The sequence below is a fragment of the Aerosakkonema funiforme FACHB-1375 genome (genome assembly GCF_014696265.1).
Taxonomy (GTDB): Bacteria; Cyanobacteriota; Cyanobacteriia; order Cyanobacteriales; family Aerosakkonemataceae; genus Aerosakkonema; species Aerosakkonema funiforme_A.
On sequence record NZ_JACJPW010000001.1, the window covers coordinates 133,129 to 150,466 of the forward strand.

The 17,338-nt window shown below is 44.3% G+C and carries 23 protein-coding genes; 12 read left to right on the top strand and 11 right to left on the bottom strand.

The features are described 5' to 3' along the window. The first annotated feature begins 58 nt into the window (after positions 1 to 58). The 3 genes from H6G03_RS00695 to H6G03_RS00705 all read left to right on the top strand — a co-directional run bounded on the left by H6G03_RS00695 (position 59) and on the right by H6G03_RS00705 (position 2,227). Entirely contained in the window at positions 59 to 1,561 is a 1,503-nt protein-coding gene (locus H6G03_RS00695) for an ABC transporter ATP-binding protein (protein WP_190461017.1), read from the top strand. A 91-nt stretch (positions 1,562 to 1,652) separates the two neighbouring features. Then, positions 1,653 to 1,910, top strand: a complete 258-nt coding sequence (locus H6G03_RS00700; RefSeq protein WP_190461018.1) for a ribbon-helix-helix domain-containing protein — start codon at positions 1,653 to 1,655, stop codon at positions 1,908 to 1,910. After that, entirely contained in the window at positions 1,907 to 2,227 is a 321-nt protein-coding gene (locus tag H6G03_RS00705) for a type II toxin-antitoxin system RelE/ParE family toxin (protein ID WP_190461021.1), read from the top strand. Before H6G03_RS00700 ends, H6G03_RS00705 begins: the two co-directional genes overlap by 4 nt. A 107-nt stretch (positions 2,228 to 2,334) precedes the next feature. On the opposite strand, the gene H6G03_RS00710 is transcribed toward H6G03_RS00705, so the two are convergent. Beyond that, positions 2,335 to 3,039: a hypothetical protein gene (locus tag H6G03_RS00710; RefSeq protein ID WP_190461023.1), complete on the bottom strand. Its 705-nt coding sequence runs from the start codon at positions 3,037 to 3,039 to the stop codon at positions 2,335 to 2,337. 107 nt (positions 3,040 to 3,146) lie between these two features. Here H6G03_RS00710 and H6G03_RS00715 point away from each other — a divergent pair, with 107 nt between their 5' ends. The 4 genes from H6G03_RS00715 to H6G03_RS00730 all read left to right on the top strand — a co-directional run bounded on the left by H6G03_RS00715 (position 3,147) and on the right by H6G03_RS00730 (position 6,659). Next, a complete protein-coding gene (locus H6G03_RS00715) occupies positions 3,147 to 3,833 on the top strand; it encodes a DUF1877 family protein (RefSeq protein WP_190461025.1) in 687 nt (228 codons plus the stop codon). A gap of 39 nt (positions 3,834 to 3,872) precedes the next feature. Continuing rightward, positions 3,873 to 4,493, top strand: coding sequence for a hypothetical protein (locus tag H6G03_RS00720; protein ID WP_190461026.1), 621 nt, complete (start codon positions 3,873 to 3,875; stop codon positions 4,491 to 4,493). 11 nt (positions 4,494 to 4,504) lie between these two features. Further along, positions 4,505 to 5,551 (top strand): ABC transporter permease, encoded by a 1,047-nt coding sequence (locus H6G03_RS00725; protein WP_190461028.1) that lies wholly within the window; start codon positions 4,505 to 4,507, stop codon positions 5,549 to 5,551. Positions 5,552 to 5,723: 172 nt separating this feature from the next. Continuing rightward, positions 5,724 to 6,659, top strand: coding sequence for an ABC transporter permease (locus H6G03_RS00730; RefSeq protein WP_190461030.1), 936 nt, complete (start codon positions 5,724 to 5,726; stop codon positions 6,657 to 6,659). Between the two features lie 50 nt (positions 6,660 to 6,709). Here the strand turns inward: H6G03_RS00730 and H6G03_RS00735 are convergent, their stop codons facing one another. Continuing rightward, the gene (locus H6G03_RS00735) at positions 6,710 to 7,138 is read right to left on the bottom strand and encodes a type II toxin-antitoxin system VapC family toxin (RefSeq protein ID WP_190461032.1); all 429 of its coding nucleotides are present in this window, start codon (positions 7,136 to 7,138) and stop codon (positions 6,710 to 6,712) included. A gap of 1 nt (position 7,139) precedes the next feature. Then, positions 7,140 to 7,406 carry a hypothetical protein gene (locus H6G03_RS00740; protein WP_190461034.1) on the bottom strand — a complete coding sequence of 89 codons (267 nt, stop codon included), beginning with the start codon at positions 7,404 to 7,406 and terminating at the stop codon, positions 7,140 to 7,142. 41 nt (positions 7,407 to 7,447) lie between these two features. Here H6G03_RS00740 and H6G03_RS00745 point away from each other — a divergent pair, with 41 nt between their 5' ends. The 4 genes from H6G03_RS00745 to H6G03_RS00750 all read left to right on the top strand — a co-directional run bounded on the left by H6G03_RS00745 (position 7,448) and on the right by H6G03_RS00750 (position 8,841). Further along, entirely contained in the window at positions 7,448 to 7,591 is a 144-nt protein-coding gene (locus H6G03_RS00745; RefSeq protein WP_190461036.1) for a hypothetical protein, read from the top strand. Between the two features lie 114 nt (positions 7,592 to 7,705). Continuing rightward, positions 7,706 to 7,828, top strand: coding sequence for a hypothetical protein (locus tag H6G03_RS38620; protein ID WP_255512153.1), 123 nt, complete (start codon positions 7,706 to 7,708; stop codon positions 7,826 to 7,828). Positions 7,829 to 8,077: 249 nt separating this feature from the next. Further along, a complete protein-coding gene (locus H6G03_RS38625; protein WP_255512154.1) occupies positions 8,078 to 8,209 on the top strand; it encodes a hypothetical protein in 132 nt (43 codons plus the stop codon). A gap of 38 nt (positions 8,210 to 8,247) precedes the next feature. After that, on the top strand, positions 8,248 to 8,841 hold the full coding sequence (locus H6G03_RS00750; RefSeq protein WP_190461038.1) for a COP23 domain-containing protein: 594 nt from the start codon (positions 8,248 to 8,250) through the stop codon (positions 8,839 to 8,841). Between the two features lie 7 nt (positions 8,842 to 8,848). Here the strand turns inward: H6G03_RS00750 and H6G03_RS00755 are convergent, their stop codons facing one another. The 5 genes from H6G03_RS00755 to H6G03_RS00775 form a co-directional block, all read right to left on the bottom strand. Next, the gene (locus H6G03_RS00755) at positions 8,849 to 10,582 is read right to left on the bottom strand and encodes a tetratricopeptide repeat protein (RefSeq protein WP_242060277.1); all 1,734 of its coding nucleotides are present in this window, start codon (positions 10,580 to 10,582) and stop codon (positions 8,849 to 8,851) included. Positions 10,583 to 10,850: 268 nt separating this feature from the next. Continuing rightward, the gene (locus tag H6G03_RS00760) at positions 10,851 to 11,075 is read right to left on the bottom strand and encodes a hypothetical protein (protein ID WP_190461040.1); all 225 of its coding nucleotides are present in this window, start codon (positions 11,073 to 11,075) and stop codon (positions 10,851 to 10,853) included. A gap of 59 nt (positions 11,076 to 11,134) precedes the next feature. Further along, on the bottom strand, positions 11,135 to 11,488 hold the full coding sequence (locus H6G03_RS00765) for a Tse2 family ADP-ribosyltransferase toxin (RefSeq protein WP_199315062.1): 354 nt from the start codon (positions 11,486 to 11,488) through the stop codon (positions 11,135 to 11,137). A gap of 431 nt (positions 11,489 to 11,919) precedes the next feature. Further along, the gene (locus H6G03_RS00770; protein WP_190461042.1) at positions 11,920 to 12,057 is read right to left on the bottom strand and encodes a hypothetical protein; all 138 of its coding nucleotides are present in this window, start codon (positions 12,055 to 12,057) and stop codon (positions 11,920 to 11,922) included. A 226-nt stretch (positions 12,058 to 12,283) separates the two neighbouring features. Further along, positions 12,284 to 13,606: a PQQ-dependent sugar dehydrogenase gene (locus H6G03_RS00775; protein WP_190461044.1), complete on the bottom strand. Its 1,323-nt coding sequence runs from the start codon at positions 13,604 to 13,606 to the stop codon at positions 12,284 to 12,286. A gap of 66 nt (positions 13,607 to 13,672) precedes the next feature. Between H6G03_RS00775 and H6G03_RS00780 the strand changes: the two genes are divergently transcribed. After that, the gene (locus H6G03_RS00780; protein WP_190461046.1) at positions 13,673 to 14,776 is read left to right on the top strand and encodes an acyltransferase family protein; all 1,104 of its coding nucleotides are present in this window, start codon (positions 13,673 to 13,675) and stop codon (positions 14,774 to 14,776) included. Between the two features lie 259 nt (positions 14,777 to 15,035). On the opposite strand, the gene H6G03_RS00785 is transcribed toward H6G03_RS00780, so the two are convergent. From H6G03_RS00785 to H6G03_RS00795, 3 genes are all read right to left on the bottom strand, one after another. Beyond that, a complete protein-coding gene (locus H6G03_RS00785; RefSeq protein WP_190461049.1) occupies positions 15,036 to 15,974 on the bottom strand; it encodes an MlaE family lipid ABC transporter permease subunit in 939 nt (312 codons plus the stop codon). Between the two features lie 239 nt (positions 15,975 to 16,213). Next, positions 16,214 to 16,504, bottom strand: a complete 291-nt coding sequence (locus tag H6G03_RS00790) for a hypothetical protein (RefSeq protein WP_190461176.1) — start codon at positions 16,502 to 16,504, stop codon at positions 16,214 to 16,216. Next, entirely contained in the window at positions 16,455 to 17,000 is a 546-nt protein-coding gene (locus H6G03_RS00795) for a Rieske 2Fe-2S domain-containing protein (protein ID WP_242056807.1), read from the bottom strand. The genes H6G03_RS00790 and H6G03_RS00795 overlap by 50 nt, the downstream gene beginning before the upstream one ends. Between the last annotated feature and the right edge of the window lie 338 nt (positions 17,001 to 17,338).

Here is a 17,338-nt window from a genome sequence, read left to right on the forward strand (position 1 = left end):
ATCGTGACGGGAACCGCCAAGACGCCCACTTCGCGCAAAATCCAAAATCCAAAATCGAGTGGCTTATTTACGTCTGGAAGGTATTACTAAACGCTTTGGCAACTTTATTGCCAATGACAATATTACTTTGAGCGTCAGTCGCGGCTCAATTCATGCCATGTTGGGGGAAAATGGAGCCGGAAAAACTACTTTAATGAATATTATCTGCGGACTTTATCAACCAGATGCGGGTGATATTTATCTGGAAGATAAGCCGATCAAAATTAACTCTGCTAATACAGCAATTGCACATGGTATTGGGATGATTCACCAGCATTTTATGTTGGTGTCGCAACTGACGGTAACGGAAAATATCATTCTGGGAACAGAGTTCGATTTGCGCTTGAATTTGCAGGCTAAAAGTAGAGCGATCGCACAAATGGCTCATTCCTACAATTTAGATATTGATACGTTAGCAAAAGTAGAAAGTTTATCAATAGGTTTGCAACAGAGAGTAGAAATTATCAAAGCACTTTACCGCAATGCAAAGTTGTTGATTTTAGATGAGCCAACAGCCGTATTGACTCCCCCTGAAGTTGAGGTTTTGGCTGGGATTTTGCGGCAATTGGCGCGGGATGGACACACGATTATTTTCATCAGTCATAAGTTAGAAGAGGTGATGAATATCTGCGATACTGTTACCGTTTTGCGGCGGGGACAAGTTGTAACAACCATGAAAACGGCAGATACAAGCAGTCAGGAATTGGCTAAATTGATGGTGGGTCGAGAAGTATTATTCCAAGTGCATAAATCTGCTTTTTCCTGCGGGGATGTAGTTTTGGAAGTCAAGAATTTGCAAGTGCGGGATGAGAGAAATTTGCCTATTGTGAAAGATGTTTCTTTTCAACTTCGCGCAGGTGAAATATTGGGAATAGCTGGTGTTGATGGGAACGGACAGCGAGAATTGGCAGATGCGATCGCACTTTTGCGTAATATCTTTGGGGGAAGTATTCAGAGATACCCGTCGCCAGGGGAGAGGGGAAGAGGAAAAAGTATTGCTTATATTCCGGAAGATAGGCAGAAAATGGGTTTGGTGATGGGGTTTAGCATTGCCAAAAACCTCATTCTCAAAGCTTTTAATTTCCTGCCATTTTGTCGTCGTTGGTTATTGCAATATGGGATAATTAATAACTACGCTGCTGAGGCGATGCAAAATTTTGATATTCGCGCTGAAAATCCATCTATTAAAGTTAGTCACTTGTCTGGCGGAAATCAACAAAAAGTGGTGCTTGCACGCGAACTTTCTGGCAATCCCGCATTAATTGTGGCGATGCAACCTACACGCGGTTTGGATGTGGGTGCGACGGAATACGTGCAGCAATGCTTGTTAGCTGAAAGACAAAAAGGTGCGGCAATTTTGTATATTTCCACTGAGTTGGAAGAGGTGATGGCGATGAGCGATCGCATCGCTGTTATGTACGAAGGTCAATTTGTTGATATACTGGATGCAGATACCGCGACTGTGGAACAGATTGGTTATTTGATGACAGGCGGTAAAGTTTCGACAGGCGTTATAGAATAGGGATATCAGATGGCTTGAAAACAGATTTCTTATGTCGAATAATTTGACAAATTATGCCATTTTGGATAAATTGATAATGGAGGTTTAAATTATGACAAACGTCAATATTTCACTTCCCGAATCCATGCGGGTTTTCATTGAAGATCAGGTTACTAAAGGCGGCTATAGCACAGCTAGCGAATATATTTATCATCTAATTCATCAAGAACAAAATCGGCTTGCACAAGCACAAATGGAAGAATTATTATTAGAAGGGCTGGATAGCGGTGAGCCGATCGAAGTGACAGATGAGTGGTGGGAACAGAAACGCACGGATCTTTTAGAACGACTCCGCAAGCAGAAACAATGACACGCCGGATTGCAATTACGCCCAGAGCAAGTCTCGATCTCGACGAACATTTTAGTTATATAGCAGAAAATAACCAGGATGCAGCGTTGAGATTTTTCGACGCGGCGAGACAGACTTTCTCTCAATTAGCAAAGACGCCAGGAATAGGTAGCCCTTTTGCGGTGACAAACTCACGCTTAGAAGGTTTGCGAAAGTGGGCTGTGAGAGGATTTGAAAAGTATCTGATTTTCTACTTAGATCGAGGTGAGGATATCGAAATTGTGCGCGTACTCCACTCATCCCGCAACATTCCTGTAATTTTAGGACAGGAAGAATAATCAAAAAAAGCGATCGATCTCTACCCGCAAATCTAGCTGTTGTGCAATAGCGATATCGGATGACTTAAAAATATATTTATCAAAAAATTTCGATATTCCATAATTTGTTATTGTGCGCGTCTTCTAGGAGGATTTGCACCATCAGAATTGTCAAGAGTATTTTTCCATTCGACTGAAACTATTTTCGGATTACCTCTGATTTGTGAATTTACGAGAGTCTCAAAATTAGCTTGTCCTCCCGGCGCAATAGTACCGCGAATTGCAGCAGTCCCTGTTTCTAGAACTTGTTCTGGTATCGGCTGTCCGTCAGCGCCAGTTGTACGCACAATGCTGTATGTAACTTTTACTTGAGTAACGGGGTTATTAGTATTATTTACAACTATACCGCGAACTCTTCTACCTCGAAATGGTGCGCTAATTTCATTAGCAGCTACCGATCCTGTTATTGCTGATGTTCTCTCTCCTGTTGCTGGTGTTGCTGCTGGTGTTGGCGTGAGAGTGGGTGCAGTCGTAGAGGCGGGAGTGGTGGGAGCGGCAGTACAATAAGCAGGAGGCCAATTTTCTATCCTGGTGCGAGATCTGGCTAAAGTTTGCATTTGGGTGCGATAGCTGACCAGTTGGCTTTCCATTTGCGGTACTCTCACCCTCATGCGATCGATAATTTGAATCGCTCGTCGCCACTGTTGGGCGCAGACAGCTTGCTTTAGTTCTGCGTTGAGTTGTGCGTTGAGGTCAGTTTGAGATAAACTCGGATTTGCTGCCGATCCAATGGTGGCGATTAAGGTTGCGATCGCGATAATCCTGAATCTCATGTTTCCCACTCCCACAGGTGTGAAATACCTTTTTTAATATAAAGCATCTGTCGGAATAATCAATATATACTTCACGCTCCGCCTAATTTTTAAGAGTAAAGTTATTTATGGGAATAGAAGGAAACCTTAAGCAGATATCTCCTTACCTGCTGGAAAAATTAATAAAATATCCTGACTTCATTACGGTATTTGATTATGCAATATGGCTGCCTGAATCGAATTACTGGCAAAATTATCAAAACATGGATGTACCTCCCGATGCTCTTGATATGTTTGGCGAGATTGCAAATGCAGCAATAGAGGTATTGCAGGATTTAGAGAAAAACAAACCAGAAGACTATGAAAGAATAAAGGCAGACATTCCTCTCATACTTGAGGAAGGGAAAACAGCAGGATTAGAACTTGACAAAGCATGGCATATAGTAAGTTTTTTACTGACAGGTTATCAACAAATGGGGATTCTACCATTTTTAATAAGTGATAATTCCGAAGATAATCTGCCTTCTGTTAATGCTGTTCAGTGTGGAACAGAAACAGAATGTGAGGCAACTTATGGATTTTATCGATATTTAACACCTGATGAGGTTAAGCAAGTATCAAAGGCTTTATCGAATTTGTCAGAAGCAAATATAAAAAAAAGGTTTGAGCGTGGATTTAGAAAAAAGTTAGATATTTATTCAATTGGGCGCACAGAAAATGAGTTTAATTTTGTATTAAATTATTGCGCTCGCGTTGTAAACTATTATAAAGATGCTGCTCAAAAGGGAAATGGTATGTTGATATGGCTAAGTTAGATAAAGCGATCGTAACAAAGGATAACAAGGAAAACAGCTATGCCTTCCATCAACTCGGTAAGCTTTGATACCTCGAAATGGGAAGCGATCGAACAGTTAGACGATCGCATTATATGGAAAAACGATACAGCCGATCGCTTATCGCTGCACTTCTTTCCCATTCCCCCCGATCTTCCCGCCCCAATAACTAATTTAACCAAACTGCGGAATTTTTATCGTCAAAATGTCATCCAAGCTGGCGGCGGTATTATATCTATTGATATTGTATCGGTAAAAAATGTATCCGCAATCAAAACTATCTTTAAATTTCCCATGAAATCAACCGGAATGAGGTATATTGGTTCCCTCACTTTTCCCTTTGCCAATTTTAGTTATGTAATTAAGATTGATTGTCCGGAATCCGGGATGACAGGAGTACGAGACTCTCTCGTTCATGCGCTGGTAATCAAAGATTTCGATCCCAAAGATCCGTTTAAAGGATGGTTTGAAGACCCTTACGATAAAACTCGCCAAGATGCAGTGATGTGGAGCAAATCTGACGATGAAAAATACGATAGCCAATTTCCCGATCACCCACTATCGCGGGCGCGTAAATATTTAACTGAAATCCCAACAAACCTTGAATTTACTAACGAAGTATTGCGGGCAAAACCATTTTAAATTTCCCTTTTATGCGCGATGAAAATTCCCGGTTATTGTTAATATTATCCCCCATCGTGGCGATCGCATCCGCCCTCCTCGTCGGTGCCATCTTAATTTCCCTCGCCGGAGCAAACCCCGTAAAAGCTTATACCGTCCTCTTCTCCGAATCCCTGGCAAATTACTACGGTTTCGCCAATACCCTCACCAAAACTGCCCCCTTGCTGCTGGCAGGTTTGGGCGTGCAAGTGGCGCTGAAGGCGGCGCAATTCAATATTGGCGGGGAAGGACAAATTTACATGGGCGGATTGGGCAGCACTCTCGTTGGGTTATCTTTGCAAGGCTGGCCTGCGTGGATTCACGTACCCTTGGCTTTGCTGGGCGGATTTCTGTTTGGTGCTGTTTGGGGTGGAATTCCGGGATATTTGAAAGCGGTACGAGGTGTAAACGAAGTCATCACCACCTTATTACTCAATTATATTGCTATTAACTTGGTGGCTTATCTCGTCAACGAACCGCTGCAAGAACCCAATGCGCCGAGTGCGTATTCTCGCTTAATTTTTGAATCGGCTTGGTTGCCGATTATACTGCCGAAAACCCAAGCCCACGCCGGAATATGGGTAGGGATAATCGCGGCAGGGATAGTGTGGGTGGTGTTAGCGCGATCGCCTCTAGGATACCAAATCGAGGCAGTGGGATTGAACCCGATTGCCGCACGCTACGCCGGGATGTCGGTAAAACGAACAATTATAATTGTGATGGCGCTAGCGGGTGGATTGGCGGGATTGGCTGGTTCTTCCGAGGTAATGGGATTGAAACATCGCTTATTCGAGCAATTTTCACCCGGTTACGGATACGATGCCATTGCGATCGCCTTTCTCAGTCGCGGTAACATTGCCGGTATAGTGGCGACATCCCTCTTTTTCGGCGCTATCCGCAGCGGCGCAAACGCCATGCAACGGGGTGCGGGTGTTCCCGTGACCGTAGTTTACGCGATTCAGGGGTTAACTGTGTTGTTTATTGCCATCAGTTTTGCGATCGAAAGGGGATTTAAAAAGGGGCTAGGGGTTAGGGGCTAGGGGTTAGGGGGAAGAGGGAGAGGGAGGAGGGAGAGGGAGAGGGAGAGGGAAGAGGGAAGAGGAAAGAGGAGGAATTTTTGAATGATTGACTTTCCCTACCCCCTACCCCCTAACCCCTAGCCCCTAGCCCCTAGCCCCTAACTATATCTGCGGTTAAAATAAAAAAATCCAAATGGACAATTTAACCTTTTTCACCGATTACTTAATTGCCAGTTTGCGCCTCTCCGTCCCCTTAGCATTTGCGGCGTTGGGAGGACTTTTTTCCGAACGTTCCGGTGTGTTGAATATTGCATTGGAGGGAATGTTATTATCCGGTGCATTTGCTGGCGCGGCGGGAGCGTTTTTTACTGGCAATGTTTGGGTAGGGATGCTGTCAGCAATTGCCGTCGGGGGAATGGTGGGATTGCTGCACAGCTATCTTTGCGTTACTTTGCGAGTCGATCAATTAGTATCCGGACTTGCGATCAACCTTACCGCCATTGGATTGACTTCCTTTTGGTCGCGGATACTGTTTAATAGCAATCAAGCACAACAATTACCGAGTCTCAAAACAGTCGCAATTCCCATATTGGAAGATATCCCCATTATCGGCAATCTGATTTTCAACCAAGACCCGCTAATTTATTTCCTCTTTCTATTAGTTCCCCTCACCGCTTATCTATTATTTCGTACCAGTTTGGGATTGTCTTTGCGTGCGGTAGGAGAATATCCCCGCGCCGCCGATACTGCGGGAATTTCCGTTAATTTAGTGCGCTACGTAGCGGTGACAATTAGCGGTTGTTTCGCAGGATTGGGAGGTGCTTATCTCGCATTAGTTCACGTCAAATATTTTGCGGAAGGAATGAGTGCGGGGAAAGGATTTATCGCTCTCGCCGCCTTAATTTTTGGCAAATGGCATCCCGTCAGCACCGCTTTTGCTTGCCTCTTATTCGGTGCAACGGAAGCTTTGCAATTGCGAATTCAAGCTTTTAATTTGAATATTCCCTATCAATTTTTAGTGATGTTACCTTATGTAATTGCACTGTTAGCTTTAGTGGGGTTAGCGGGTAAATCAACACCCCCCGCAGCACTCGGAATTCCCTACATTCCAGAAAGTCGCGATCGCTAACATACAGCAACTTTTAAACCAACAACCAAAATCATCATAAACCATTACTATTATTCCACCAAATGCACCCAGAAAAACGTCGATTTTACCGCATTAAATAACCGCTTATCTACCGTCCAAAATTCGCATTTCAATTGTTGCGCTAAAGCGAGATAATGAGCATCGTAGCTTGCTGGCAATCTCATTTGTGCAGCCAGATTCAACGCTTGTCGATGCAATTCTGCGTCACCGTAGAGGGTGATATTGAGATTCAAAGCATCCTGCAAAAGTCGATCTGCTTCTTCTGGCAAAAGTTGTCCCGCAACAGCCAAGCGATGGAACGAATTAGTAATTTCGTAGTAAATTAATGTCGGTGCTACAATTATGTTTTCTGATTCTTCCCACTGATTCCACAGATTGTCAAAAGGAGAATCTGGCGTAAGGTAGATCAGCATACGCACGATGAAACTGGCATCAACACAGACCAAAGTTGATGCCATATTAAGTTTCCTCTGGATAAAACTGCGGAAAACTAGCACTCATGATTTGCTCGGTACGTTCTTCTCGCATTTGATGGATAATATCTTCTACTGGTGGGCTAATAGGTTTCCCACCGCGACGGGCGCTGATTTCTGCTCTATGCTCCTCGATCTGTTTCATTACTTCTCGCCTGTCTGGTTTTTTCAATTTTTCTTCTAAAAGTGTGCGTTCCTCTTTGGAGAGAGTTTCAATAATTTGCGCTAGAGTCTCCACAAGTTTCGCGTTCATTGGTTTAGAGAATTTTTTTATAATCATTATATTACTTTGGTGTGACGGATTGGAGTTATTGGGGTTGGGAAAAAGCGATCGCACCCTTACATCATTTCCAAAATGCGATCGCACCTTTACCATATCGCAAAAACATACAACCCGCGTGGGATTCAAATCCCACGCTAATAGCGCAAGTCCTCTGAAAGAGGACTGTTAATCGCAAATATTCAGTCCACTTGAGTGGACTTTAGCTATGAGCCAGGGGTTTGAACCCCTGGCGGTTGTAATGCGTAGCGCATCAACCCCAGCCGGGTGTAATGCGTAGTGTAAAATTTATTGAATTTATTTTAATTATCGATCGCACTCCCACCCTCACCTCATCACAAAATGCGATCGCACCTTCACCATATCGCGCTACCCATTATACCCGCGTGGGGTAAATCGCACTACGCATCTCACCCGCGTGGGATTCAAATCCCACGCTAATAGCGCAAGTCCTCTGAAAGAGGACTGTTAATCACAAATATTCAGTCCACTTCAGTGGACTTCAGCTATGAGCCTGGGGTTTGAACCCCAGGCGGTTGAAAACCGTAGCGCGTCAACCCCAAGCGGTTGTAATGGGTAATCAAAAATCTCAGATGAATTTATTTTAATTATCGATCGCACTCCCACCCTCACCCCATCAGAAAATGCGATCGCCCTCAGCAAAGCAAAAGTACCGCATCATCGATATTTCGGTCAAAACGCATCAGCTTTATTTTGGCGTACCCCTACCTCCTGCTTGGCAAAATCTCCACCTTCTGCTAGATGAGCTATCCTAGAAGAATCTTTAGCTGAATTTGCTTTGAGGGTAAATCCCATGAGTTGGGAAAAAGTAGGCGCGATCGCAGGCGTTATCGGTGTTCTGATTGCTGCTGCTGGTCTGGGATACGCTGTGGCGACGGATTGGACGCCTACCCTATTTGGCGGTAAGAACGATCGCTTTTCTTGCCAACTTTCGGCTGATACGAGTCGCGGCGGTGAAGTTTGGACGGTGGTTTATCATCACGATAAGGGTCAGCAGCCTTGGCTGAAAATGGTTAATACTTTTGGCGATGACTGGAATACTCAGAAAAGATGTGAGACAATTTCCGATCGCTTGGAAGGTTTTCGCAAGGATGGTTTGATTGCTCTCGATTATCGGAACGACCCCAACACGCCGATGCAAGCGGTGATTTGCGCTAAAACTAAGCTCAGTCCTACTGGTTGTTCTTTAGTCGTGACCCTGAAACCTTTGGCAGATGGCTATGAGTCTCTGCGGGATATGACAGAGGCGCTGCGAAATCGTGGTAGTGTTGAACAAAGTAGTAGTTCTGTGGCAGTTGCACCTAGTTTTTCCAGATCTTCCCCTGTGATTAATTTGGGAAGTCTATTGGCAGAGGAAGATCTCAAGGCTGGTTCTGGAGATAAGTGATTTGGTATTATTTCGATCGCCCTAGTTTGGTTAATAAGTTTTGGCGGTTGTCGATCGCATATTGCTCGTTAGGATCAAGCTTAATCGCTTTATCGTAAGATGCGATCGCTTCCTCATACCGTTTCAACTTCTCTAGCGCAACGCCTCGACCAGTCCAAGCTTCAGGGTCGTCAGGTTTAAATTGAATGGCTTTATCGTATGATGCGATCGCATCCTCATACCGTTTCAAATCATCTAGCGCATAGCCTCGACCATACCAAGCATAAGCATAGTCAGATTTGAATTGAATCGCTTTGTCGTATGATGCGATCGCATCCTCATACCGTTTCAAATAATTTAGCGCATTGCCTCGGTTATTCCAAGCATCAGGGTCGTCAGGTTTGAATTGAATGGCTTTGTCGTAAGATGCGATCGCATCCTCATACCGTTTCAACTCCCGTAGCGCAATGCCTCGGTTAATCCAAGCATCAGAGTAGTCAGGTTTGATTTGAATGGCTTTGTCGTAAGATGCGATCGCTTCCTCATACCGTTTCAAATTATATAGCACATTGCCTCGGTTATTCCAAGCTTCATGCTTGTCAGGTTTGAATTGAATCGCTTTGTCGTAAGATGCGATCGCATCCTCATACCGTTTCAACTCCCCTAGCGCAATGCCTCGGTTATACCAAGCTTCATGCTTGTCAGGTTTGAATTGAATCGCTTTATCGTAAGATGCGATCGCATCCTCATACCGTTTCAACTCCCCTAGCGCAATGCCTCGGTTATACCAAACTTCATGCTTGTCAGGTTTGAATTGAATCGCTTTATCGTAAGATGCGATCGCATCCTCATACCGTTTCAACTCCCCTAGCGCATAGCCTCGGTTATACCAAGCTTCATGGTAGTCAGGTTGGAATTGAATGGCTTTGTCGTAAGATGCGATCGCATCCTCATATTTTTGAGACGCAATCAAATCATTCCCACTATTCCAAAAATCTGTAGCCGTAGTCTCAATAGACTTAGCCAGACCGGAAATATTTACCTTATAAATATTACTCGGAATACCCCACTTAAAAGTACCAACTTCCGCCCCGACTTCATTCGAGTCTGGATTTCCCGTAGACTGCTGCTGAGACGGCGGACTTTCCCCCTTCAATTCTGACAACTTAGCAATTTCCACATCGCTGCGACCGTGAACGGCAATTACCTCCGCCGCCTGATTCACCACAGGCCCGCCACTCATCCCGCCAGCAGTGGTAGTCTGATAAGAAATACCATAACCATCAACGGTATTTTCGATCGCTGTTACCGATCCACCCACAAACTGCTTTACCAATTTACCCGCACGCCGAGGAAATCCATCTATATATATAGTGTCTCCTTTCTTCACCCGATCCGAATCTCCCAACTTCAAAGCTGGATAAGCGCAATTTTCACTTCCCGCCTCAAAGGTGACAATAGCCAAATCCTGATTTGGGAAGCGTTGAACTTTAGTATCCTTCCAAATTTTCCCATCTGGCGTTTGCACCTGCACTTTCCCACCCACAGGTACGACATGACGCGCCGTGAGAATAGTGCAAACTTGCTTATCCCCAGCTACAAAAAAGCCAGTTCCATGTCCGGCTTGGTCTGGGTAATTGATTAGAACAACACTACCTTCGACTTGGTTAGCAATTTCGCTACTCGAAAGTTGCTTACTGCCACAGCCAGACAGAAGCAAAGCGATGCAGCCAGAGGAAAGCAACCAGCGATAAGATAGCATACTCACCAAACACAGGTGTAATGAGTTTTACCCATTGTGGCATTTGTAGCATCGATCGTGTTGGCGTCATTGATACCATCGCTGTAGGGGCGAAGCATACCCTTCGGGAACTGCTTCGCAGAACGGGCGACAATTTCTGTATCTCAAAAATTTTCATATTCGTAGGCCATAGCCTGCCGTCAGGCATATGCTTCGCCCTGCCCCACATAGGCGCTAAAGCGCAACAACGTACCTAGAGTGCCATTGTTTCACCAAAATTCAGCCATTATTATATAGATGCGGTTTCAGAAGGATAAGAAATCTTGGCTTTACCGTTATTATTCAGAGTCTTCACCAGTTCTTTCCGCAACTCTTCCAAAAACATCGCATCATTGGTGATATCGGAAATCTCATCTTCATCCAAATCTCGATCATCGAGGCTGTCTCGATATGCCTTAATCCGATAATCGAGAGCTTCAATAATAAACTTTGTTGCTTTTGGCGATAATTCCATCGGAGCTTCCTTTGTCAACTATAAACTAAAAATTAATCAAAACAGTAATTCGACAAACATTAACTCACTTTATAGAAAGACGCGCCTATCAGTCGCAACGCTGCTTTGTACTCATCCACAAGCATAGTGTAACTTGGCTCCCACGACCAGTGGTTGCCGTAGTCATTAATTGGGGTTAGTTCACTGGGAATGTCAGTACCCGCATCTAATTTCCACCAGTTTTTACCCGCGCCTTGGGTGGCGAAGGTGGAAATGCCTCCTGAATTTGCTACCACCCAAACTCGATCGTTCTGTTCGTAAGTTTCCACATCCTGGCTGCGAACATTATCCATTCTGGGGGAATTAGCATTGCCCTGTCGATAAAGAGCGATCGGCGTTTTCCTCATTTCTGACTCTTGACTTTTGACTATCATATTTAAATAGGATAGAACCGATCGCCTTTCTTTCTTCTCACCCCAGTTCGGACGATCGCATTCTTTATCTGGAAAAACTAATTCAAAATAACGGCTACAATCGCTATGCTTATGAAGGCGTCGCCCGTCATTTGGAAATCAAGTCTCGCTTGGAAAAACTCCTGGCAGAGGAAAAAGAGCGCACAAGAAGAGATTCTAGAAGATAATATATCTTTTTTCGCGATGACTCTGACCGGAGAATAATCTAATCTCATACAAGATGGCAGATTAGTTTGGAAATTTAAATCAAATCTCAATTTTGACCCCGATCGCACAGATAACTAATTAAGAAAAATTCCTATTTATTAAACCTACTTGCGCGATTTGAGCGATTTAGTATAGACTGAATACTAATGATAAATTAGACTTTTTTTACCAATTTTCCAGCATAGCTACGGAACAATAAGCGTTTCAGAGACATCGCGACCGAGAGAAAAGCCATTTTCCACCAAGATAAAGCCATCACGAATCACGAGTTTCCAGAGAGAGCGATCGATCCCGATCGGAGACAGACTTGACAAAAGAGGCATTGTATGCTTCACTCACGAAAAATCTACAGCTACATCTGTGTTCATCTGTGTTCATCTGTGGATATCTGTGGTAAAAAATCTTTTTAGGATACACTGCGAGTGCGATCGTCTGTTAAGTCTCTCCCGTGGGAAGTTTTGGTTGATTTTTTTACCACAGATGAAGAGTGATGAACACGGATGAACACAGATGTTTTTTTTGTCTGTCGCGGATGTTTCGGATAATTTCTTATGGCTGGTAACTAACCCGATAAATACGGTTATTCGCTTCCTCGGTAAATAGCAAACTCCCATCTGGTAGAACTAACACACCGACCGGACGCCCCCAAGTTGTGGGTGCTGCGGGGTCTAGCAAAAACCCGGTGACAAAATCTTCGTAATATCCCAAAGGGCGATCGTTATCGCCGAACGGAACAAACACAATTTTGTAACCAGTACCCCGGTCGCGATTCCAGGAACCGCGAAAAGCGACAAAAGCACCGTTGCGATATTTTTCCGGGAATGTCTTACCATCGTAAAACTGGATTCCCAAAGCAGCAGAGTGCGCTTGAAAAAGTACATCCGGCGATTTTGTTCGACTTGCCAAATCGGGACGATCGCTCTTTCCATCTTTAACACGACGCGGGTCGAGTTTATTGGGAGTCAGGTAAGCGTAAGGCCAACCGTAAAATTCTCCCTGCTGTATCCGCGTCAGATAATCGGGAACCAAGTCATCGCCCAAACCATCCCGTTCGTTGACGGTTGTGTAAAGTTCTCCCGTTTTGGGATGAAAATCTAGTCCGACCGGGTTACGCAAACCAAAAGCGAACGTCTGACGGTTGGAACCATCCAAATTCATCACCTGCACCGAAGCGCGAGGTAATGGTTCTTCATCCACATTAGAACGAGAACCGATCGAAACATACAACTTTTTTCCATCCGGCGCAACCACCACATTGCGCGTCCAATGTTGGCGATATCCTCCCGGAGTCAGTTCGGTAATTTTTTCTCCCGTTCCGGAAAGTTGCTCTTGTCCTCTAGTATAAGGAAAGCGCAAAACTTCGCCTGTATTACCGACGAAGAAGTATTTGTCTGCAAAAGCCATGCCGAAGGGAATATTTAACTTATTTTGGGATGTCGCAAATGTTTTCTTCACATCCGCAACGCCATCCCCGTTCGTGTCGCGCAACAAACTAATCCGATTTTGTCGAGTTTCCGTCACCAACACATCGCCAGTCGGAGTCATCGCTAACCAACGCGGTGCATCTACATTATCCGCAAAAACGTTAACTTTAAACCCTGTCGGTACGCGCAACGTCGGGTTATTCGGAATCGCGACAACTTTGGGAGACTTAGACGCGCTTTGGGTAGCGAAAGGTGGCGGTAAGGAAGCAGAGTTGATGCGGATGGGTGTCGGCGAGAGGGGTGCCGATCGCACCGCAGAATTGCTAGGATTAGCAGCGCGTTCTCCTGACTGCGCCCTATCTCCCTGATTTGTGGAAGCGCGAGTTAAGTTACACGCACTTGCTGTTGTCAGCAATAAAACTAACGTTACCCAGTGCAAAAATTTCATGCCTAATCTATATTGCTAATTTCTCCATCCCCTAACCCCTAGCCCCTAATCCCTAGCTTCTTTTCTATGCGTTTGATTTCACTCGATGTCTTTCGAGGCATTGCGATCGCAGGCATGATTCTTGTCAACATGGCTGGCGTCGCCGACAAAGTTTACCCCTTCCTAGAACACGCCGACTGGAACGGCTGCACCTTCGCCGATTTAGTCTTTCCCTTCTTCCTCTTTATCGTTGGTGTAGCGATGGCCTTCTCCCTCTCTAAGTACACCAAAACCAAACACCCAACTGCCTCTGTCTATCGGCGGATTATCACTCGCAGCCTCATCCTCTTCCTCCTGGGTTTATTGCTCAACGGTTTTTGGAATTACGATTTGAGCAATATCAGAATCATGGGCGTATTGCAGCGCATCAGTCTCGCCTACCTACTTGCGGCGATCGCTATTCTCAACTTACCGCGAAAAGCGATCTGGGCGCTAATTTTACTTATCCTCATCGGCTACTGGGCGGCGATGATTTATATTCCCGTTCCCGATTACGGTGCTGGTGTTCTTACACGAGAAGGAAATTTCGGAGCTTATGTCGATCGTCTCATCATTCCGGCAGCACATCTATATAAAGGAGATAATTTCAACTCGATGGGAGACCCGGAAGGACTCTTCAGCACCTTACCGGCAGTTGCCACAACACTCGTTGGCTATCTGACCGGCAAATGGCTGCGCGACGAACCGATTACCACGCGCACGAGTATTAATTTAGCATTAATTGGCATTATTTGTCTAGTTCTCGGTTGGGATTGGGGTTTCTTCTTCCCCATCAACAAAAAACTCTGGACAAGTTCCTACGTTCTCTACTCCGTTGGTGCGGCGATGCTATTACTCGCAGCTTGTTATGAATTAATCGAAATCCGCGAACTCCGCCGTTGGGGAAAACCTTTTGAAGTGCTGGGATTGAATGCCATTTTTATATTTGTCGCTTCCGTTTTGGCAATTAAAATTATGGTAAAAACCCATATCGGTACTGGCGATAACGCACCCACTACTTACAATTGGATTTACGAACATCTTTTTGGGGGTGGAATGAACGGTTCCCTCTTATTCGCCACAGTCACGTTACTATTTTGGTTGGCAATTGCCTATCTCATGTATTGGCGGCGTTGGTTTATCAAAGTCTGATTCACCTTTGAAGCTGTACTGCATTTTCACGACATATTGTAGAGTGCGTCAGATATGTAAATTTCCCCGATAATTTTCACTGGTCTGTCTGACGCACCTGACACCTATAATTAGTAGTTTAAATACCAAACAGCTTACATCATATCCGGTTGCCTCGGTACCGTCAAAGTATCTGTGTTCATCTGTGTTCATCTCTTTTCATCTGTGGTTAAATTTTCACCAACAACCATTACCCAATATTATTGGATCGCTTTTCATTTCAGTTAATACTCAACTCATTAAATATCGCGAGCGAAAGAACGAAATCGACGATAAAAATACACACCCAGCTAGTCACAACTGCTGCTTTGGTAGAAGCACTCACACCCTTTGCCCCGCCTTTAGTAGTGAGTCCCCAACCGCAACCAATCATCGCTATCATTCCGCCAAAAACGAAAGCTTTGATAACGACGCCAAACAAATCTTTTAATTCTAAAAAATCCCGGACAGAATCCAGAAACACCTCCACAGGTAAATGGTAAAAATAGAATGCGACAAACACACCTCCCCCTATGCCTGCAAACAATGAAAAAACACTTAAAATAGGCAACATCAAACAACAGGCGATCGCACGCGGAATAACCAAATAATCAATCGGATTTGTTCTCAACATATACAAAGCATCAATTTGCTCTGTTACTTGCATTTCTCCTATTTCTGCCGCAAAAGCCGCACCCACTTGTCCCGCAACCACACTCGCTGTTAAAACTGGTGCTAATTCCCGACAAAAAGCTAAGGCAAATGCACCTCCTACCGCCGAAAGCGCCCCATAACGAATTAATTCTCGCGCCGATTGAATTGTAAAAATCATCCCGGCAAAATAGGCGATTATCAATACTGAATTCAGGGAACCGAGTCCTACATTTGCCATATGTTCCATGATATTGCGGCTATCAACTTTACCTTTGAGCAAGCGCACAACTACTTGACCCATCAATAATAAAGTTGCTAAAAATCTTTCTCCCCATTGATGTCCGAAATCATCTTCCCAATTAGCTGAATTTATAGATAAGTTTCTTGCCTTTACATCGGTATTATTACTTTTGTCAATCTGTTGGCGATCGCTTATCTCGACTTTTTTTAAATCAAGTTTATTTTGTTTAGTAAAAAGTAGTTTATTTGCCCACTTTGCTCCCTGATGCCTGCGAGACTTTACCATTTAAGTTTCCTTGTCACAGATTTTGATAACTATGTCAAAATAGATTACGTTATTGTTCCCATCTCACAGGCTAAAAGTAATGTAAATTTACCAATTTTATACCAGATCGTCCAATTGTCGCAACGCGGCGACAAGTTCCAGAAGAATTCCCAACATCGGTCAAAAGGGCGATCTACTAAATCGTACTCAAAACTGCATACCGTAACAATGCAAGGCGCGTTTAACTTTGCTGCTAATTCTCAAGTTTCTCTAAGGTGACGAAAAGCCTTTTCCCCGATGTGACGATCGCGATGAAGAGGGTGGAACTCGTGCATCGCATCCGCCTGCACTGCGGCAATTTGACATTGGCGATACCGTTCCAATTCCCAGTTTCCCTCAACCCCAAATAAAGCTTCTCTGAAAAGGATTTTCCCGGTATGCAATCTTCGCAATATGCCAGCACGAAATTCCTTTAAATTCCTCCCTCTCCCGTTCTTTTCATCATCGGCGCGGATCTGTTGCCGGTGCGCGATCGACCAACAGCACATCATCCTCTTGAACTAACACCGTGATTAATGGTAAATTGCGTCTGGCAGGCCCTTTAGTTACCTTACCTTGGGCATCAAATGTCGCACCGTGACAGGGGCAAACAAAAACATTTTTTTCCGTCTTCCATTCCACAGTACATTTGTGGTGCGGACAACTGGGATTGATTGCGTAACCGGCTAGTTTCGGTCCATCATTAACTACTAGATATGTTGGTCTCGGCAATCCTTGTACCAGCACCGGACGACCCGCTACCGCACTTGCCAGCAAAGTACTTTCTTGTAAGTGTTTGCCATTACTATCCAGCGCCGGTACGCCGCGAAGATAATTTTGACAAGCTTCGCTGTTCCGGTTTTGAGTGCAAGGTGTGGTAGTATTTCTTCGTTCGTGGCTCAAACTCTTCTCCGGTAGCATCCAGCCAAGGGCAACAGTTCCAGCCGTCCCAAATACCATATATTTTAAAAATTCTCGCCGATTTTTATCGCTAATTTTATTTTCCATGAACTCTCCTGATTGCCGCTTATTCAAATTAGGATTTGATTCTTTTATACATTATCATATTTGCCCATAAAAGTAAATCAATTTTACATAAATTTAATTTTATTGGATGATTCGATCGGTCAGAAATACCAAGAATCGAAGCGCTTTATATCCATTAAAAAAGGCAAATACCAAAATATGATATTTTTGAAATTTAAAAATGTATTTAAATCTAAAACGAGAGCGCTTGCGGCCATAAAAATCATCAACTATATTAGACAGAAAAGCGGGATTTTAAAGTTCCCGCCAAACATTATCTAGATCGATCCCCCGCAGCGCAGTTAAAAATGTAGTGCGCT

What these genes read in the sequence shown, in the direction of transcription:
- H6G03_RS00700 (WP_190461018.1), top strand. Translation starts at nt 1,653, where the DNA reads ATGACAAACGTCAATATTTCACTTCCCGAATCCATGCGGGTTTTCATT.
- H6G03_RS00705 (WP_190461021.1), top strand. Translation starts at nt 1,907, where the DNA reads ATGACACGCCGGATTGCAATTACGCCCAGAGCAAGTCTCGATCTCGAC.
- H6G03_RS00710 (WP_190461023.1), bottom strand. Translation starts at nt 3,039, where the DNA reads ATGAGATTCAGGATTATCGCGATCGCAACCTTAATCGCCACCATTGGA.
- H6G03_RS00715 (WP_190461025.1), top strand. Translation starts at nt 3,147, where the DNA reads ATGGGAATAGAAGGAAACCTTAAGCAGATATCTCCTTACCTGCTGGAA.
- H6G03_RS00720 (WP_190461026.1), top strand. Translation starts at nt 3,873, where the DNA reads ATGCCTTCCATCAACTCGGTAAGCTTTGATACCTCGAAATGGGAAGCG.
- H6G03_RS00725 (WP_190461028.1), top strand. Translation starts at nt 4,505, where the DNA reads ATGCGCGATGAAAATTCCCGGTTATTGTTAATATTATCCCCCATCGTG.
- H6G03_RS00730 (WP_190461030.1), top strand. Translation starts at nt 5,724, where the DNA reads ATGGACAATTTAACCTTTTTCACCGATTACTTAATTGCCAGTTTGCGC.
- H6G03_RS00735 (WP_190461032.1), bottom strand. Translation starts at nt 7,138, where the DNA reads ATGGCATCAACTTTGGTCTGTGTTGATGCCAGTTTCATCGTGCGTATG.
- H6G03_RS00740 (WP_190461034.1), bottom strand. Translation starts at nt 7,406, where the DNA reads ATGAACGCGAAACTTGTGGAGACTCTAGCGCAAATTATTGAAACTCTC.
- H6G03_RS38620 (WP_255512153.1), top strand. Translation starts at nt 7,706, where the DNA reads ATGCGTAGTGTAAAATTTATTGAATTTATTTTAATTATCGATCGCACT.
- H6G03_RS38625 (WP_255512154.1), top strand. Translation starts at nt 8,078, where the DNA reads ATGCGATCGCCCTCAGCAAAGCAAAAGTACCGCATCATCGATATTTCG.
- H6G03_RS00750 (WP_190461038.1), top strand. Translation starts at nt 8,248, where the DNA reads ATGAGTTGGGAAAAAGTAGGCGCGATCGCAGGCGTTATCGGTGTTCTG.
- H6G03_RS00755 (WP_242060277.1), bottom strand. Translation starts at nt 10,582, where the DNA reads ATGCTATCTTATCGCTGGTTGCTTTCCTCTGGCTGCATCGCTTTGCTT.
- H6G03_RS00760 (WP_190461040.1), bottom strand. Translation starts at nt 11,075, where the DNA reads ATGGAATTATCGCCAAAAGCAACAAAGTTTATTATTGAAGCTCTCGAT.
- H6G03_RS00765 (WP_199315062.1), bottom strand. Translation starts at nt 11,488, where the DNA reads ATGATAGTCAAAAGTCAAGAGTCAGAAATGAGGAAAACGCCGATCGCT.
- H6G03_RS00770 (WP_190461042.1), bottom strand. Translation starts at nt 12,057, where the DNA reads ATGCCTCTTTTGTCAAGTCTGTCTCCGATCGGGATCGATCGCTCTCTC.
- H6G03_RS00775 (WP_190461044.1), bottom strand. Translation starts at nt 13,606, where the DNA reads ATGAAATTTTTGCACTGGGTAACGTTAGTTTTATTGCTGACAACAGCA.
- H6G03_RS00780 (WP_190461046.1), top strand. Translation starts at nt 13,673, where the DNA reads ATGCGTTTGATTTCACTCGATGTCTTTCGAGGCATTGCGATCGCAGGC.
- H6G03_RS00785 (WP_190461049.1), bottom strand. Translation starts at nt 15,974, where the DNA reads ATGGTAAAGTCTCGCAGGCATCAGGGAGCAAAGTGGGCAAATAAACTA.
- H6G03_RS00790 (WP_190461176.1), bottom strand. Translation starts at nt 16,504, where the DNA reads ATGATGTGCTGTTGGTCGATCGCGCACCGGCAACAGATCCGCGCCGAT.
- H6G03_RS00795 (WP_242056807.1), bottom strand. Translation starts at nt 17,000, where the DNA reads ATGGAAAATAAAATTAGCGATAAAAATCGGCGAGAATTTTTAAAATAT.